Here is a 15,895-nt window from a genome sequence, read left to right as displayed (position 1 = left end):
CCGGTGAACCACCAGCAGGGTCCGGGCTCGCCCGGCATCGATCCCGAGAAGCTCGCGATCGCGCTCGAGGTGCTGCGCGAGGTCTCGACGCTGCACCCCGACCACGACGACGTACGCACGATGAAGCGCGCCGCGTCCTACATGTACAAGCTGATCAAGAAGCAGCGTCGCGCCGAGATCCGCATGGAGCGCCAGCAGCACGACCTCGACATCATCGCGCGCACCGCCACCGGCTCGCCCATGCGCATCGACGACGAGACCGCCGGCATCCCGCTGGTCTCCAACGCCGCGGGCGCCTTCGCGGGCGAGCTGATCACCGCGCGCGGCTGCTACATCTGCAAGCAGGACTTCACGCTGGTCGACGCGTTCTACCACTGGCTCTGCCCGGCGTGCGCGGCGATGAGCCACGCCAAGCGCGACCAGCGCACCGACCTCACCGGCAAGCGGGCGCTGCTCACCGGCGGCCGCGCCAAGATCGGGATGTACATCGCGCTGCGGCTGCTGCGCGACGGCGCCCACACGACCATCACCACCCGGTTCCCCAAGGACGCGGTGCGCCGCTTCAGCGCGATGCCCGACAGCGACGAGTGGCTGCACCGGCTCAAGGTCGTCGGCATCGACCTGCGCGACCCCACCCAGGTCGTCTCGCTCGCCGACGACGTCGCCGCGGCCGGTCCGCTCGACATCCTCATCAACAACGCCTGCCAGACCGTCCGCCGCACGCCCGGCGCGTACGCCCCCCTCGTCGAGGCGGAGTCGCTGCCGCTCCCGGACGACTCGGTGCCGGAGCTGGTGACCTTCGACCGGATCTCCGAGGCCCACCCGGCCGCGATCGCCGGCGCCCTGCGTGACACCGCCGTGGCCCACCACGAGGGCGAGTCGGTCGAGCACGCGATGGCCGTGCACAACGCCGCGACCCTCACCGCGCTGGCCCTCAAGGCCGGGCACGCCTCCCTCGACGCGCACCTCGCCGGCACCGCCGTCGACGCCGGCGGCCTGCTGCCCGACGTGCAGACCAACAACTCCTGGACCCAGACCGTCGGCGAGGTCGACCCGCTCGAGCTGCTCGAGGTGCAGCTGTGCAACTCGATCGCACCGTTCCTGCTGGTCTCGCGACTGCGCCCGGCGCTCGCGGCGGCGGCCCGGGCGGCGACCTCGGGCCGGGCGTACGTCGTCAACGTCTCCGCCATGGAGGGCCAGTTCTCCCGGCGCTACAAGGGCCCCGGCCACCCGCACACCAACATGGCCAAGGCCGCGCTCAACATGATGACCCGCACGTCGTCGGGCGAGATGTTCGAGACCGACGGCATCCTGATGACGGCCGTCGACACCGGCTGGATCACCGACGAGCGGCCGCACCACGAGAAGCTGCGGATCGCCGCCGAGGGCTGGCACGCACCGCTCGACCTCGTCGACGGTGCCGCGCGCGTCTACGACCCGATCGTGCTCGGCGAGTCCGGGACCGACCTGTTCGGCTGCTTCGTCAAGGACTACCAGCCATCCCCCTGGTGACCCGCGACCGCCTCGTAGGCGCGCGGACAGAAGTGCCGTCGGCTCGCCCGGCCCACGCTCAGCAGAGCTGCCTCTAGCGAGCTGTGTCCGCGCGCCTCCGGCCCACGCCTGATTGACTCGGCGCCATGACCCGTCTCGAGACCGCCGAGGAGTTCCACGCCCGCGTCGCCGCGGCCACCGACGAGGAGGGCCGGCTGCCGGTCGCGATCGAGGCGATGCCCGGCTGGGACATCTTCCCGTTCGAGCTCGAGGGACTGCGGGTCAAGCCGCTCGAGCCGCTCGCCGATGCCGAGCCGGCGCGCAACGGCGAGGACCCGGAGGACTGCTTCTGCCGCCAGCCGATGCCGCCCGAGCGCGCCGCCCGGCTCGCCTGGCGCAACGAGCGCTGGCTGCTGGCCACGCTCGACATGAAGCTGCCCGTGTCCTTCATCCTCCGGCCCGTCCAGCACTACGACCTCGCCGACCTGCCGGACGAGATGGCCGCCGAGCTCGGCGTGCTGACGGTCCGGATCGCCGCCGCGATCGAGGAGCTGCCGAGTGTCGGACGCTGCCACGTCGGACGCTACGGCGACGGCGGCGCGCACGCCCACCCGTTCTTCTTCGGCCGTCCCGCCCGGATGCTGCAGCTGCGCGGCTCGTGCCTGCTCGACTGGGAGGAGAACCTCCCCGCGGTCCCCGAGGACGTGCACCTCGCCAACGCCGGCCACGTCGGGCGCCGGCTCGTCGAGCGCGTGGGCGGCGAGGGCCCGGCCTGGGAGTCGTGATGGACCGTGCTGACTGGCTCGCACTGCTGCGCGTGCACACCGGCAGGTTCGCCGCGGCGGTCGCGACCGCTGACCCCGACGCCCCGGTGACCCACTGCCCGGGATGGTCCGTACGCGACCTGGTCGTGCACCTCGGCGGCGTGCACCAGTGGGCAGCGCACGCCGTGACGGCCCGCAGCCCGGACCTCGAGCCCGTGCCACCGTCGCCCGAGCAGACCGACCTCGCCGCCTGGTACGCCCAGCAGGCCGGGCACCTGGTCGACGTGCTGTCCGCGACCCCTCCGGAGGCGCCGGCCTGGACGCTCGACGCGGCCGACCGCACCGCCGGGTTCTGGCGACGCCGGCAGGTGCACGAGGTCGCGATGCACACGTGGGACGCAGAGGAAGCCGTCGGCCGTCCCACGCCGTACGACCCCGCACTCGCCTGGGACGGCGTCCTGGAGGTGGCGCACGTGCTCTACCCGCGGCAGGTGCGGCTCGGGCGGGTCGACCCGCTGCCGGCAGCCGTACGGCTCGTGGCGAGCGACGTCCCCGCGGACGTCACGATCGGGTCGGGCAGGGAGCACGAGGTCCGCGACGGCGCGGAGGTCCTCCTGCGGCTGCTCTGGCACCGCGCGGACACCTCGTCCCTCGACCCGCAGGTCGCCGGGCTCCTGTCCGGCGCGCTGGCCCCCTGACCGCGGACGCGCCGCCGCCCCGGCCGAGCGTGTCGGCCGGGGCGGCGGGGAACAGGCTCGTGCCGCTGGGTCAGCGGGACGAGTACGGGGTGTAGTAGTCGGTGTGGCGACCGCGGGAGTCGTCGTTCCAGTCGTCCTTGTCGTAGTCCGGCGCGGACTTGATCTGGTCCTTGGTCATGTTGACGATGACGTTCTTGCCGTCGTGGTCGACACCCGTGACGGCGCCCGCGGGGATCAGGCGCTTCTTGCCGAAGATCCAGAAGCCGGTGTCCACGACCAGCCACTGGCCGGCCGCGTCGTTGCTCGCCTCGTCGATCTTGCCGAGCGACCCGTCGGTCGCCTCGACGTCGTAGCCGACGAGGTCGCTGTCCTGGCTCCACGTGGTGTCGCGGTAGCTCCACACTGTGTCACTCATGATTCCCTCCCGGGGGTTGGGTTTCGGTCGTGCCGAACCACCGACGTAACCACCGCCCGGTGACGGTGCACACACCCGAGGGGCGGTGTCACACCGGGTTACCGCCCCAGGGGTACGTCCGGAGGGAGGGGCGGCCCCCCAAGGGCTGTGACAGGAGAGTGCGACGGGTCAGGAGGGAGCGGAGCTGCCCGCGATGTTGACCAGCCAGCCGATGCCGAAACGGTCGACGAACATGCCGAACTCGTCGCCCCACGGGGCGGGCTCGAGCGGCTGCCGCACCTGTCCTCCGTCGGACAGCGCGGCGAACCACGCCCGCAGCTCGTCGCCGTCCTCCGGCCCGCCGGACAGGCTGATCGACACGTTGTCGCCGAAGGTCACCTGCACCATCTCCGGGGGCGCGTCGGCGCCCATCAGCGTGATGCCCCCGGGCGTCGTGAGCTGGCCGTGCATCACCTGCGACGCCAGCGGGCCCTCGGTCCCCATGTCGCCGAACGTCATGATGCTGAGGTCCCCGCCGAGGACGGACCGGTAGAACTCCATGGCCTCACGGGCCTTGACGTCCGGGAAGTTGAGGTAGGGGTTGAGCAGGACGGACATGGCGGACTCCCTGTCGTCGGGCGGTCCGTCCAACCTAACCAGCGGTGACGGCCCCGGGAAGGGGCCGCCACCACCCCGATCAGTCGCGGACCGGCCGCTCCCAGTGCCGCAGCGCCGCGCACTGCTCGAGGAACCCGGCGACCGAGTCCGCCGTCAGCTCGGGGCAGCCGTCGTCGGGCGTGACCCCCGCGGCGTCGAGCAGCGCCTCGGCGTCGGCCGACCAGCCGAGGAACTTCTGGTGCGCGAAGGCGTCGTCGACGAAGTCGCAGGCCGTCTTGCGCCCGGCGAGCGCCTCGGCCCCGTCTGCGGACGGCACGACCGCCACCGCGTCGAAGAGCACCGACGGCGCGCCGACGACCGCGTGGTCCGGGGTGAGCTTGCGCCCTCCCTTGAGCTTGATCGGGCCGGCGGCGGGCGCGACGTACTCGACGAGGGCACCGGCCCGGGTGAACGCCTCCTCGAGCGCCTTCACCAGCGCGCCGTCCGAGCCGGCGGTCACCAGCACCCCGAGCTTGCGCCCGGCGAAGGAGTCGGGGCCGTTGCGCAGGATGCTCAGGGCCGCCGACTCCGGGAGGTCCGTACGCGGCTCGATCGCCGCCGGGTTGGCCTCGGGCAGCGGCATGCCGAGCTCGTCGGCGACTCCCTGCGCGAGGTCCTCGTGGACGTTGCGGAGGTTGCCGAGCATGCGCGTGCGGATCGCGGGCTCCTCGCACTTGCCGAGCTCGAAGCCGTACGCCGCGACGATGTGCCGCTGCTCGACCTCGGTCTGGCTGATCCAGAACTGGCGGGCCTGGCTGTAGTGGTCCGCGAACGTCTCCGACCGCACCCGTCGGACCTGGCCACCCTCCTCGCGCGGCACGCTCGTGTAGCCGTGCTCCACGTCGGCGCGCGGCCCGCGCTCTGCGGCGCCGAGCGAGTTGGGCTCGTAGTTGGCCCGCCCCTCCTGCGGCGACATCTGCATGTGCCCGTCGCGCTGGAAGTGCGCGACGGGACACCGCGGCGCGTTGATCGGGATCTGGGTGAAGTTGGGGCTGCCGAGCCGCTTGAGCTGGGTGTCGAGGTAGGAGAAGTTGCGTCCCTGGAGCAGCGGGTCGTCGCTGAAGTCGACGCCGGGCACGACGTTCTGCGTGCAGAAGGCCACCTGCTCGGTCTCGGCGAAGACGTTGGTCGCCACCCGGTCCAGCGTCAGCCGGGCGATCACGCGCACCGGCACCTGCTCCTCGGGGATGATCTTGGTCGCGTCGAGGACGTCGAACTCGAACTCCTCGGCGAAGGCCTCGTCGAAGACCTGCACGCCGAGGTCCCACTGCGGGAAGTCGCCGGCCTCGATGGCGGCGTACAGGTCGCGGCGGTGGAAGTCAGGGTCGGCGCCGTTGATCTTGACCGCCTCGTTCCACACCACCGACTGCAGGCCCTGGCGCGGCTTCCAGTGGAACTTCACGAACGTCGCGTCACCGTCGGCGTTGACGAAGCGGAAGGTGTGGACGCCGAATCCCTCCATGAAGCGGAACGAGCGCGGGATCGCGCGGTCGGACATCTGCCACAGCGTCATGTGGGTCGACTCCGGCATCAGCGAGATGAAGTCCCAGAACGTGTCGTGGGCGCTCTGCGCCTGCGGCCAGCCGCGGTCCTGCTCCTCCTTGACCGCGTGCACGAGGTCGGGGAACTTCATCGCGTCCTGGATGAAGAAGACCGGGATGTTGTTGCCGACGATGTCCCAGTTGCCCTCGTCGGTGTAGAGCTTGACCGCGAAGCCGCGTACGTCGCGCGCCAGGTCGAACGACCCGAGGTTGCCCGCGACGGTCGAGAAGCGGACGAACGCCTCCGTGCGCTTGCCCTTGCGCTGGAAGGGCGCGGCGCGGGTCAGGTCGGTGACGGGATCGAGGCACTCGAGGTAGCCGTGGGCGCCGTAGCCGCGGGCGTGCACGACGCGCTCGGGGATGCGCTCGTGGTCGAAGTGGAAGATCTTCTCCCGCATCGCGAAGTCCTCGAGCAGGGTGGGACCCCTGTCGCCGGCGCGCAGCGAGTTCTGGTCGTCGCCCATCGGTGTGCCCTGGGCGGTGGTCATCACCTGGCCGCGCGTCGGCGCCTGGTGGAGCTCGCCGCCCTCGCCCGTCCGGTCCTGGGAGGTGGTCGTCCTGCGCGCCATGGCTCGTCCTTTTCGAAGGGGTCGACTGATCCCTCTCGACGCTAGGCGCGAGGCTGCGCGGGACGGCTCACCCCGAGGGACCCCCGACCCCCGCCGCTCAGTCCGAGCCGGCGTGGCCGCGCAGCAGGTCGCCGAAGGGCGTCACGTCGGTCTCGACGTGCGTGCCGGACGTACGCCGCGGGCGGGCGGCGAGGTCGGGCGTGAACCCGCCGACGGCGTAGCCGCCCTGGCCGATCACCAGCGCGGCGAGCTCGGCCGCGGCGCGGGTGATGCGGTCGGAGAGCCCGTGGCTGCCGAAGTCCTCGGTGGCGGCGAAGATCCCGGTGGGCACGACGACCGCGCGGAGGTAGGCGAAGAGCGGGCGCATCGCGTGGTCGAGCACCAGCGAGTGCCGGGCGCTGCCGGCGGCCGCTGCGATGAGCACCGGCGTACCGGTCAGCGAGTCCTTGTCGAGGGCGTCGAAGAACATCTTGAACAGCCCGCTGTAGCTGCCGTTGAAGACCGGCGTGACCGCGATCAGCCCGTCGGCCCCGGCGACCTGCTCGCGCAGCTCGGTCAGCCGCGGCGTCGGGATGCCGCCGGTGACCATGAAGGTCGCCAGCTCGCCGGCGACCTCGCGCAGCTCGACGAACTCGATGTCGACGGCCTCGCCCCGGGCGGTGACCTGGGCGGACGTGGCCTCGGCGACCTGGTCGGCCAGGAGCCGGGTGGACGACGGGACGGTCAGCCCCGCCGTCACCACGACGATGCGTCGGCTCATGCGCGTACTCGCTTCGCTCCGTGCGCGCATGAGGCACGAGTGGCACTGCGTTGGATGATTCGCTCGCTCCGCTCGCTCATGCGGTGGCTCCCGCGGCGGCCTGCTCGGCCTGGAGCTCCTCGACGCGGGCCCGGGCCGGCTCCACGAGGTGGTGCGGCGCGTCGGGGCCGGCGGCCACGAGCGAGGCGTGGGTGGGCGGGTCGCTCGGCACGTGGGCCGGGCGACGGCGCTCGAACTCCATGCGCAGCACGGGCACGACCTCGGTGCCGAGCATCTCCACCTGCTCCAGCACGAGCGACTCCGGCAGGCCGGCGTGGTCGGCCAGGAACAGCTGGCGCTGGTAGTCACCGACGTAGTCGGCGAAGCCCAGGGTGCGCTCGATGACCTGCTCGGGGGTGCCGACGGTCAGCGGCGTCATCTCGGTGTAGTCCTCCAGCGACGGGCCGTGGCCGTAGACCGGGGCGTTGTCGAAGTAGGGCCGGTAGACGCGCTTGGCCTCCGCCTCGGTGGACGCCATGAACACCTGACCGCCGAGGCCGACGAAGGCCTGGTCGGCGGCGCCGTGGCCGTAGAACTCGAAGCGGCGTCGGTAGAGGCCGACCATCTGCTCGGTGTGCTCCTTGTTCCAGAAGATGTGGTTGTGGAAGAAGCCGTCACCGTAGTAGGCCGCCTGCTCGGCGATCTCGGTGCTGCGGATCGAGCCGTGCCACACGAAGGGCGGCGTGCCGTCGAGCGGCGCCGGCGTGGAGGTGTAGCCCTGCAGCGGCGTACGGAACTGGCCCTGCCAGTTGACGACCGGCTCGCGCCAGAGCTTGCGCAGCAGGTGGTAGTTCTCGACCGCGAGCTTGATGCCGTCGCGGATGTCCTTGCCGAACCAGGGGTAGACCGGCCCGGTGTTGCCGCGGCCCATCATCAGGTCGACGCGGCCGCCGGAGAGGTGCTGGAGGAAGGCGTAGTCCTCCGCGATCTTCACGGGGTCGTTGGTGGTGATGAGGGTGGTGCTCGTGGAGAGCAGGAGCCGCTCGGTCTTGGCAGCGATGTAGCCGAGGTGCGTCGTCGGCGACGACACGACGAACGGCGGGTTGTGGTGCTCGCCCGTGGCGAAGACGTCGAGGCCGACCTCCTCGGCCTTGAGCGCGACCTTCGTCATCAGGTCGATGCGCTCGGCCTCGGACGCGGTGCGCCCGGTGGTCGGGTCCGTCGTGACGTCACCGACGCTGAAGATGCCGAACTGCATGATTCCCTCCTGCCCTCGATCAACCCACTGTGGTTGAAGTTTGTACGACCTTCAACGGGGCTGGGGCTCCCAGTATTCCTCCCAGTATTCAGCGGAATCGCCGGGCGACGTACGGCGTTGGGCCCTCGTCCGGGCGCACGCTCGGACCAGACGGACAGGACAGGAACAGTCCGAGAGGAGCGACGATGACCGACTTCACCCCGTTCGAGGACCTGCTGCGCGGACACGCGGGACTGCTCGAGGACACCACCCACGACCGCTGGCTGCGGGCGCAGACGCTGTTCGAGGAGCGCTCCTACCGCGAGGCCGCCGTCCTGCTCACCGAGCTGCTCGACGACCCGGGCGACGTCGGGCACGAGCTCACCGACGTACGCCTCCTGCTCGCGCGCGCGCTGTTCCACTCCGCCCAGCTCGACGGCACCATCCGGGTCGCGACCGAGCTCCTCGAGCACGACCCCAACGAGCCGTACGCCCACCTGCTGCTGGGCCGTGCCCTGCAGCGCAAGGGGCGCAAGGACGAGGCGCAGCCGCACCTGCGCCTGGCCGAGCTGCTGGGCGGCTACCGCAGCTGAGCCACCGCGCACCGCCGCGCCCGGGGGACGTCTGCCGACGCCCTCCGGGCGCGGGTGCGAAGCCTCGGTGAACACTCGCTCCACCGAGCCCCCTCGGCGCGACACCGGTGGCCGTGCGCCCACATGCTGAGGTCGTGACCAGCTACGGCGACCACACCGGCCCCCTCGCCATCGCCCACCGCGGCGGCATGGGGCTCGCCCCGGAGAACACCCTCGCGGCCTTCGGCCGGGCCACCGCCCTGGGCCTCACCCACCTCGAGACCGACGTCCGCACCACCCGCGACGGGCACCTGGTGTGCTTCCACGACGCCACCCTCGGCCGGGTCACCGGGCACCCCGGACGGGTCGCCGACCTCGACCTCGCCGACCTGCGCCGGCTGCGGGTGGGCGGCACCGACCAGGTCCCCACGCTCAGCGAGGCGATGGCGAGCTTCCCGACCGCGCGCTTCGCGATCGACCTCAAGGACGAGGCGACGATCGGCGCGATGGCCCGGCTGCTGCGGGCGAACCCGGGCTGGGCCGAGCGGACGCTCGTCGCCGGCGCGTGGAGCGGGTGGCTGCGGCGGCTCCGGGACGAGGCACCCGGCGTCACGACGGCCCTCGGCTGGCGCTCGCTGACGACGCTCGTCGCGTGCTCGCGCGGCGGCGTACGACCTCCCGGCCTGCGCCGGACCGAGGCCGCGGCGGGCGCCTTCGCGCACGTGCCGATCCGCCTGGGCCGGCTGCCCGTCCACTCCGAGCGCGTGATCGCGCGGGCGCACGAGCTCGGCATCCGGGTGGTGGTGTGGACGGTCGACGACCCGGCGACCATGCGCTCGCTCCTCGACATGGGCGTCGACGGCATCATCACCGACCGCCCCGACGTGCTGCGCGAGGTGCTGATCGGCCGCGGGCAGTGGGCGAGCCCTCAGACCCGCTCGAGCACCTCCGCTGCGAGCCCGTGCGAGACGGCCCAGAGGACCGCCTGGCTGCGGCTGCGTACGCCGGTCTTGCGGTAGGCGCTGCGGATGTAGGACTTCACGGAGTTGAGCGAGATCTGCATCTGCTGCGCGATCTCGTCGTTGCTCTTGCCGGTGGCGATGTGGGCGAGGGTCTCCCGCTCGCGCGCGGTGAGCAGGTCGGCCTGGGTCGTGGACCGCAGCTCCTTGGTCGGCAGGACCGGCAGGAGCGGAGCCACGACCGTCTCGCCGAGGTGGATGGCGCGCAGGGCGCGGCCGAGCTGCTGGGCGCCGAGGCTCTTCGAGAGGTAGCCGGTGACGCCCTGGGCGAGCGGCTCGGGGACCAGCCCGGGCTGGTGGTTCCACGTGTAGATCGCGACGTGCCCGATGAACGGGTCGGCCACCGCGCGCTCCAGGGTCGTGTCGCCCCGCGGGGCCCCGAAGGTCTCGACGAGGGCGATGTCGATCGGACGACGGGCCCGGTCCTTCACGCTGCCGAGCTCGAAGCCGCCGAGCGTCCTGAGCATGCCGTCGAGGCCACGCCTCACGAGCTCGTCGCCGCCGAGAAGCGCGACGCGGATGTCCATGCTGGTCAACTGGGGGTCCTCAGGGTCGTCACCGGAGGAGCGGACATCGCCCCTCGACGACCCCCCGACCGTCACGCGCGACAGTAGACCGAGAGGGCCGCTGAGAGCCTCCGTGGTGGTGCCAGCACGACCGATTCCACCCTCACGGGTGAGCCTCGCCCTTGAAATGAATACCCCCTAGGGGTATGGTCACCGCATGAGCGACGCCACCACCGAGCACCATGGGCACCTCGAGGACAACACCGAGGCCGTGCAGGCCCACCTCAAGCGACTGCGTCGCATCGAGGGCCAGGTCCGCGGCATCCAGCGGATGGTCGAGGAGGAGAAGTACTGCATCGACATCCTCACCCAGGTGTCCGCAGTCACCAAGGCGCTGCAGTCGCTCGCCCTGTCCCTGCTCGACGACCACATGGCGCACTGCCTCGTGGACGCCGCCCGGCAGGGCGGGGAGGAGCAGGAGCTCAAGCTCAAGGAGGCCTCCGAGGCGATCGCCCGCCTCGTGAGGTCCTGACCCACCCACCCCGACAGAGGAGCCACCATGACCAGCCAGACCTACACCGTCACCGGCATGACCTGCGGCCACTGCGCCGCCTCGGTCACCGAGGAGATCTCCGAGATCGAGGGTGTCGAGAACGTCGACGTCGTCGTCGAGACCGGAGCCGTCACCGTCACCAGCGCCTCGCCCCTCGACGAGTCGGCCGTCCGCGCCGCCGTCGAGGAGGCCGGCTACGCGCTCGCCTGAGAGCGGTGACCTGTCCGCGAGCGCCAGCGAGCCGACAGGGCGCCGAGTCGAGCGCTTGAACCTTCACCCCATCAGCCACCGGGAGTCGAGTTGACCACCCCCATTCGCGTGGCCGCGTTCATCGCCGCCCTCGTCGCCGCCTTCGCGGCGGCGTGGGGCGGTGGACGGCTCGTCGGCCCGATCGACACCGACCCCGTCGCGGCGCACGCCGACGACGGGCACGACGCTGCTGCCGACGGCGCGGCTTCCGGTGACGACGGGCACGACGACGGCGGGCACGACGACGGGGCGGTCGCCGAGGCCACCGGCCTGACCGCCCGGGCCGACGGCTTCACCCTCGCCCTGGCCGACCGGACGCTCCCCGCCGGGCGGACCCGCCTGGAGTTCCGGGTGCTCACCTCCAGCGGCCGCCCGCTGCTCGACTACACCCGCGAGCACGAGAAGGACCTGCACCTCATCGTCGTGCGCCGCGACCTCACCGGCTTCCAGCACGTGCACCCGCGCCTCGACCGCGCGACCGGCACGTGGTCGGTGGACGTACGCCTCACTCCCGGCACGTGGCGGGTGATCGCCGACCTCGTCCCCGAGGGCTGGGAGGCCGTCACCCTGGCCGACGACGTCGCCGTGTCCGGTCGCTTCACGCCGACCGACCTGCCCGACGACGACCGCACCGCGGAGCTGGAGACCGACGAGGGCACGTACACCGTCACCCTCGAGGGCGACACCGCCCCCGGCGCCGGCACCGTGCTGACCACCCGCGTCGAGCTCGACGGCGAGCCGGTGACCGACCTCGAGCCCTACCTCGGTGCCTTCGGCCACCTGGTCGCGCTCCGCGCCGGCGACCTGGGCTACCTCCACGTGCACCCGGAGGAGGGCGAGCCCGGACCGGGCATCGACTTCGCGACCGCGTTCCCCGAGCCCGCGACGTACCGCCTTTTCCTCGACTTCCAGCACCGCGGCACCGTCCGTACGGCTGCGTTCACCGTCGAGTCGGGCGGCACCCCGTCGAGCGGCGCCCAGTCCGACAACGACGCGTCCGGCGACGACCACTCCGAGGAGGGAGACGGCCATGGCCACTGACCACGCCACCGGTCAGCTCACCGACATCGAGCTCGCCATCACCGGCATGACCTGCGCGTCGTGCGCCAACCGCATCGAGCGCAAGCTCAACAAGCTCGACGGCGTCACCGCCTCGGTCAACTACGCCACCGAGAAGGCGAAGGTCTCCTTCCCCGGCACGGTGTCGACCGACGACCTGCTGCGGACCGTCGAGTCCGCGGGCTACGCGGCCGCGCTGCCGACGCCGCCCGACGCCCCCGTGGAGGACGAGGCGCCGGAGCGCGACCCGCTGCTCCAGCGGCTGCTCGTGAGCACCGCGCTGAGCGTGCCGGTGGTCGCGATGGCGATGGTGCCGGCGTGGCAGTTCACCTACTGGCAGTGGGCGTCGCTCACCCTGGCCGCGCCCGTCGTGGTGTGGGGCGCGTGGCCCTTCCACCGGGCGGCGTGGACCAACCTGCGCCACGGCGCGACGACGATGGACACGCTCGTGTCGATGGGCGTGCTGGCCGCGCTCGGCTGGTCCCTGTGGGCGCTGTTCCTCGGCACCGCCGGCGAGCCCGGGATGACCCACCCCTTCCAGATCTCGGTCGACCGCACCGACGGCGCCGCCAACATCTACCTCGAGGCCGCCGCCGGGGTCACCACCTTCATCCTCGCCGGACGCTGGCTCGAGCATCGCTCCAAGCGCCGGGCCGGGGCCGCGCTGCGCGCCCTCCTCGAGCTCGGCGCCCGGGACGTCGCGGTGATCCGCGACGGAGTGGAGGTGCGGATCCCCACCGACCAGCTCGCCGTCGGCGACCTGTTCGTCGTACGCCCCGGGGAGAAGGTCGCCACCGACGGCGAGGTCGTCGAGGGCACCTCCGCGGTCGACGCGTCCATGCTGACCGGCGAGTCCGTCCCGGTCGAGGTACGCCCCGGCGACCCCGTCGTCGGCGCGACCGTCAACGCCGGCGGCCGGCTCGTCGTACGCGCCACCCGCATCGGCGCCGACACCCAGCTCGCCCAGATGGCGCGGCTCGTCGAGGACGCGCAGAACGGCAAGGCGGAGGTGCAGCGCCTCGCCGACCGGATCTCCGGGGTCTTCGTGCCGATCGTCATCGCGCTGGCCGTCGCCACCCTCGGCTTCTGGCTCGGCGCCGGTGGCGGTGCGACCGCCGCCTTCACCGCCGCCGTCGCGGTCCTGATCATCGCGTGCCCGTGCGCCCTGGGCCTGGCCACGCCGACCGCGCTCATGGTCGGCACCGGCCGCGGCGCCCAGCTCGGCATCCTCATCAAGGGCCCCGAGGTCCTCGAGTCCACGCGTCGCGTCGACACGATCGTGCTCGACAAGACCGGGACCGTGACCACCGGCGAGATGACCGTCCACGAGGTCGTGGCCGCCGAGGGCGAGTCCGTCGACGACGTACGCCGCCTCGCCGCCGCGCTCGAGTCGGCGTCCGAGCACCCGATCGGCCGCGCCATCGCCGCGGCCCACCCGTCGACCGAGCAGCCGCTGCCGCGGGTCGAGGAGTTCACCAACCGTGAGGGCCTCGGCGTGCAGGGCGTGGTCGAGGGCCACGCCGTCGTCGTGGGCCGGCCGAGCCTGCTGGCCGACTGGGCGCAGCACCTCCCCCCGGCGCTCGCCGACGCGGTCGAGCAGGCGCAGGCGGCGGGGCGTACGGCCGTCGCCGTCGGCTGGGACGGGCGCGCACGCGGGGTCATCGTGGTCGGCGACACCGTGAAGCCCACCTCGGCCGAGGCGATCGCCCGGCTGCGCGACCTCGGCCTGACGCCGGTCCTGCTCACCGGTGACAACGAGGCCGCGGCCCAGCACGTCGCCGCCCAGGTCGGCATCGAGACGGTGGTGGCCGACGTGCTGCCCGCCGACAAGGTCGCCGAGGTGCAGCGCCTGCAGGCTGCGGGCAAGGTCGTCGCGATGGTCGGCGACGGCGTCAACGACGCGGCCGCGCTCGCCCAGGCCGACCTCGGCCTGGCGATGGGCACCGGCACCGACGTGGCGATCGAGGCGAGCGACCTGACCCTCGTGCGCGGCGACCTGCTCGTCGCGGTCGACGCGATCCGGCTCTCGCGGCGCACGCTCGCGACCATCAAGGGCAACCTGTTCTGGGCCTTCGCCTACAACGTCGCGGCCCTCCCGCTCGCCGCCGCGGGCCTGCTCAACCCGATGCTCGCCGGTGCGGCGATGGCCTTCTCGAGCGTGTTCGTGGTGACCAACAGCCTGCGGCTGCGGGGGTTCCGCTCGTCCGTCGCCTGAGCGCCCGGACCCCGCCTCACGCACCACCCGCAAGGGTGGACCCGGCCGGTGAACACAAGTTCCACAATGGTGACCCCGCGTTCGCGCGCAGGGGAGTGTGACGACCAACACACCCCCGAAGAAGGAGCCCGCCATGCGCCGGCACATCCCCCTCGCCTCACTCGCCTGTCTGACGATGCTCTCGCTCGCCGCCTGTGGTGGCGGCGACGCCGACCCGGCCTCCTACCCGGAGGACGAGATCACCCTGGTGGTGCCGTTCTCCGCGGGCGGACCGACCGACACCGTGGCCCGCCTGATCGCCGAGCCGATGGCCGAGGAGCTCGGCGCGGACATCGTCGTGCAGAACGTGGAGGGTGCCGGCGGCACCATCGCGGGCGGCCAGGTCGCCGACGCGGACGCCGACGGCTACGAGGTGCTCATCCACCACATCGGCATGTCGACCGCGCCGGCGCTCTACCCCGACCTGGCCTACAGCCCCCTCGAGGACTTCAAGACCGTCGGCCTCGTCACCGACGTGCCGATGACGATCGTGGCGCGCCCCGACTTCGAGCCCGAGACGCTCGAGGAGCTCGTCACCTACGTCAAGGAGAACGCCGACACGGTGACCCTCGCCAACGCCGGTGTCGGTGCCGCGTCGCAGCTGTGCGGCCTGCTCATCGAGCAGGCGGTGGGCGTCGACCTGACGGAGGTGCCCTACGACGGCACCGGCCCGGCGCTGACCGACCTGGTCGGCGGCCAGGTGGACTTCATGTGCGACCAGACCACCAACACCGCCTCGCAGATCCAGGCCGGCGAGATCAAGGGCTACGCCGTCACCACGCCGGAGCCGGTCGAGGCGCTGCCCGACCTCCCGACGACCGCCGAGGCGGGCCTCCCGGACGTCGAGGTCGGCGTCTGGCACGGGCTCTACGTCCCGGCCGACACCCCCGACGAGATCGTCGAGAAGCTCACCGCGGCCCTCGAGGTGGCGCTGGAGGACCAGAACGTCATCGACCAGATGGGCACGCTCGGCACCACGCCCGTCCCGGCCGAGGACGTGACCCCCGAGGCCCACACGGCGAAGCTCGAGGAGCAGATCGACCTGTGGACGCCGATCATCGAAGAGTCCGGGGTCACCGGCGGATGAGCACGCACACGGGCGAGGGGCCGGACGCGGGGACGCGTCCGGCCCCCTTCCGGCCGGACCTGTTCGCGGGCGCCGCCTTCATCGTCCTCGGGCTGGCGTTCGCGATCGGGGGCGCGCAGTACGACGTCGGCTCCGCCCTGCGGATGGGGTCGGGCTACGTCCCGATCGCGCTCGGCGGCACCCTCACCGTGCTCGGCCTGCTGGTCGTCGTGATGGCGTTCCGGGGAGGAGATCCCGCGATCCGCGACGTCGTACGTCCGCCGGTGCCCTGGCGCCGGGCCGGTCTCCTCGTGGCGGCGATCCTCTTCTTCGGCTTCACGGTCGGGGGCCTGGGCCTGGGGCCCACCCTGCTGGTCACGACGTTCCTGGCGGCCCTCGCCGCGCCCGAGGTCAAGCCTCTGCGCGCGGCGTTGACCGCGGCGGGCATCACCGCCCTGTGCCTCGTCGTCTTCGTCGCGCTGCTCCAGCTCAAGCTGCCGCTGTTCGGCGACTGGCTGGGAGGCTGA

Annotated in this window: 17 protein-coding genes; 11 read left to right on the top strand and 6 right to left on the bottom strand. The window is 72.3% G+C overall.

What is annotated here, in order from left to right; genetic code table 11:
• Positions 1-3: 3 nt before the first annotated feature.
• The 3 genes from IEZ24_RS04245 to IEZ24_RS04235 all read left to right on the top strand — a co-directional run bounded on the left by IEZ24_RS04245 (position 4) and on the right by IEZ24_RS04235 (position 2,953).
• Entirely contained in the window at positions 4-1,512 is a 1,509-nt protein-coding gene (locus tag IEZ24_RS04245) for an SDR family NAD(P)-dependent oxidoreductase (RefSeq protein WP_242498348.1), read from the top strand.
• 125 nt (positions 1,513-1,637) lie between these two features.
• A complete protein-coding gene (locus IEZ24_RS04240; RefSeq protein WP_129453186.1) occupies positions 1,638-2,276 on the top strand; it encodes a hypothetical protein in 639 nt (212 codons plus the stop codon).
• Entirely contained in the window at positions 2,276-2,953 is a 678-nt protein-coding gene (locus IEZ24_RS04235; RefSeq protein WP_129453187.1) for a maleylpyruvate isomerase family mycothiol-dependent enzyme, read from the top strand. Before IEZ24_RS04240 ends, IEZ24_RS04235 begins: the two co-directional genes overlap by 1 nt.
• A 70-nt stretch (positions 2,954-3,023) precedes the next feature.
• Here IEZ24_RS04235 and IEZ24_RS04230 read toward each other — a convergent pair whose 3' ends face one another.
• The 5 genes from IEZ24_RS04230 to IEZ24_RS04210 form a co-directional block, all read right to left on the bottom strand.
• Positions 3,024-3,368 carry a PRC-barrel domain-containing protein gene (locus IEZ24_RS04230; RefSeq protein ID WP_129453188.1) on the bottom strand — a complete coding sequence of 115 codons (345 nt, stop codon included), beginning with the start codon at positions 3,366-3,368 and terminating at the stop codon, positions 3,024-3,026.
• 168 nt (positions 3,369-3,536) lie between these two features.
• Positions 3,537-3,965 (bottom strand): VOC family protein, encoded by a 429-nt coding sequence (locus IEZ24_RS04225; protein WP_129453189.1) that lies wholly within the window; start codon positions 3,963-3,965, stop codon positions 3,537-3,539.
• A gap of 79 nt (positions 3,966-4,044) precedes the next feature.
• Positions 4,045-6,114, bottom strand: a complete 2,070-nt coding sequence (locus tag IEZ24_RS04220) for a catalase (RefSeq protein ID WP_129453190.1) — start codon at positions 6,112-6,114, stop codon at positions 4,045-4,047.
• Positions 6,115-6,211: 97 nt separating this feature from the next.
• On the bottom strand, positions 6,212-6,874 hold the full coding sequence (locus tag IEZ24_RS04215; protein WP_129453191.1) for an FMN reductase: 663 nt from the start codon (positions 6,872-6,874) through the stop codon (positions 6,212-6,214).
• 76 nt (positions 6,875-6,950) lie between these two features.
• Positions 6,951-8,111: an LLM class flavin-dependent oxidoreductase gene (locus tag IEZ24_RS04210; protein WP_129453192.1), complete on the bottom strand. Its 1,161-nt coding sequence runs from the start codon at positions 8,109-8,111 to the stop codon at positions 6,951-6,953.
• Positions 8,112-8,296: 185 nt separating this feature from the next.
• On the opposite strand from IEZ24_RS04210, the gene IEZ24_RS04205 reads away from it, so the two are divergent.
• The gene (locus tag IEZ24_RS04205) at positions 8,297-8,683 is read left to right on the top strand and encodes a tetratricopeptide repeat protein (protein ID WP_129453193.1); all 387 of its coding nucleotides are present in this window, start codon (positions 8,297-8,299) and stop codon (positions 8,681-8,683) included.
• Between the two features lie 134 nt (positions 8,684-8,817).
• Positions 8,818-9,681 carry a glycerophosphodiester phosphodiesterase gene (locus IEZ24_RS21960; protein ID WP_207206670.1) on the top strand — a complete coding sequence of 288 codons (864 nt, stop codon included), beginning with the start codon at positions 8,818-8,820 and terminating at the stop codon, positions 9,679-9,681.
• Here the strand turns inward: IEZ24_RS21960 and IEZ24_RS04195 are convergent.
• Positions 9,591-10,208: a response regulator transcription factor gene (locus IEZ24_RS04195; protein WP_224744860.1), complete on the bottom strand. Its 618-nt coding sequence runs from the start codon at positions 10,206-10,208 to the stop codon at positions 9,591-9,593. The genes IEZ24_RS21960 and IEZ24_RS04195 overlap by 91 nt on opposite strands.
• Before the next feature lie 196 nt (positions 10,209-10,404).
• Here IEZ24_RS04195 and IEZ24_RS04190 point away from each other — a divergent pair, with 196 nt between their 5' ends.
• The 6 genes from IEZ24_RS04190 (at position 10,405) to IEZ24_RS04165 (ending at position 15,895) form a co-directional block, all read left to right on the top strand.
• Complete coding sequence (locus tag IEZ24_RS04190) at positions 10,405-10,719, top strand: metal-sensitive transcriptional regulator (protein ID WP_129453195.1); 315 nt, start codon at positions 10,405-10,407, stop codon at positions 10,717-10,719.
• A 27-nt stretch (positions 10,720-10,746) separates the two neighbouring features.
• A complete protein-coding gene (locus IEZ24_RS04185; protein ID WP_129453196.1) occupies positions 10,747-10,950 on the top strand; it encodes a heavy-metal-associated domain-containing protein in 204 nt (67 codons plus the stop codon).
• Between the two features lie 90 nt (positions 10,951-11,040).
• A complete protein-coding gene (locus IEZ24_RS04180) occupies positions 11,041-12,030 on the top strand; it encodes a hypothetical protein (protein WP_129453197.1) in 990 nt (329 codons plus the stop codon).
• Positions 12,020-14,263, top strand: a complete 2,244-nt coding sequence (locus IEZ24_RS04175; protein ID WP_129453198.1) for a heavy metal translocating P-type ATPase — start codon at positions 12,020-12,022, stop codon at positions 14,261-14,263. Before IEZ24_RS04180 ends, IEZ24_RS04175 begins: the two co-directional genes overlap by 11 nt.
• A 133-nt stretch (positions 14,264-14,396) precedes the next feature.
• Positions 14,397-15,389, top strand: a complete 993-nt coding sequence (locus IEZ24_RS04170; RefSeq protein WP_129453199.1) for a tripartite tricarboxylate transporter substrate-binding protein — start codon at positions 14,397-14,399, stop codon at positions 15,387-15,389.
• Positions 15,386-15,895 (top strand): tripartite tricarboxylate transporter TctB family protein, encoded by a 510-nt coding sequence (locus tag IEZ24_RS04165; protein ID WP_129453200.1) that lies wholly within the window; start codon positions 15,386-15,388, stop codon positions 15,893-15,895. The genes IEZ24_RS04170 and IEZ24_RS04165 overlap by 4 nt, the downstream gene beginning before the upstream one ends.

This window comes from Nocardioides ganghwensis (assembly GCF_014779655.1).
Classification (GTDB): domain Bacteria; phylum Actinomycetota; class Actinomycetes; order Propionibacteriales; family Nocardioidaceae; genus Nocardioides; species Nocardioides ganghwensis.
This window is presented reverse-complemented; position numbering and strand designations above follow the sequence as displayed.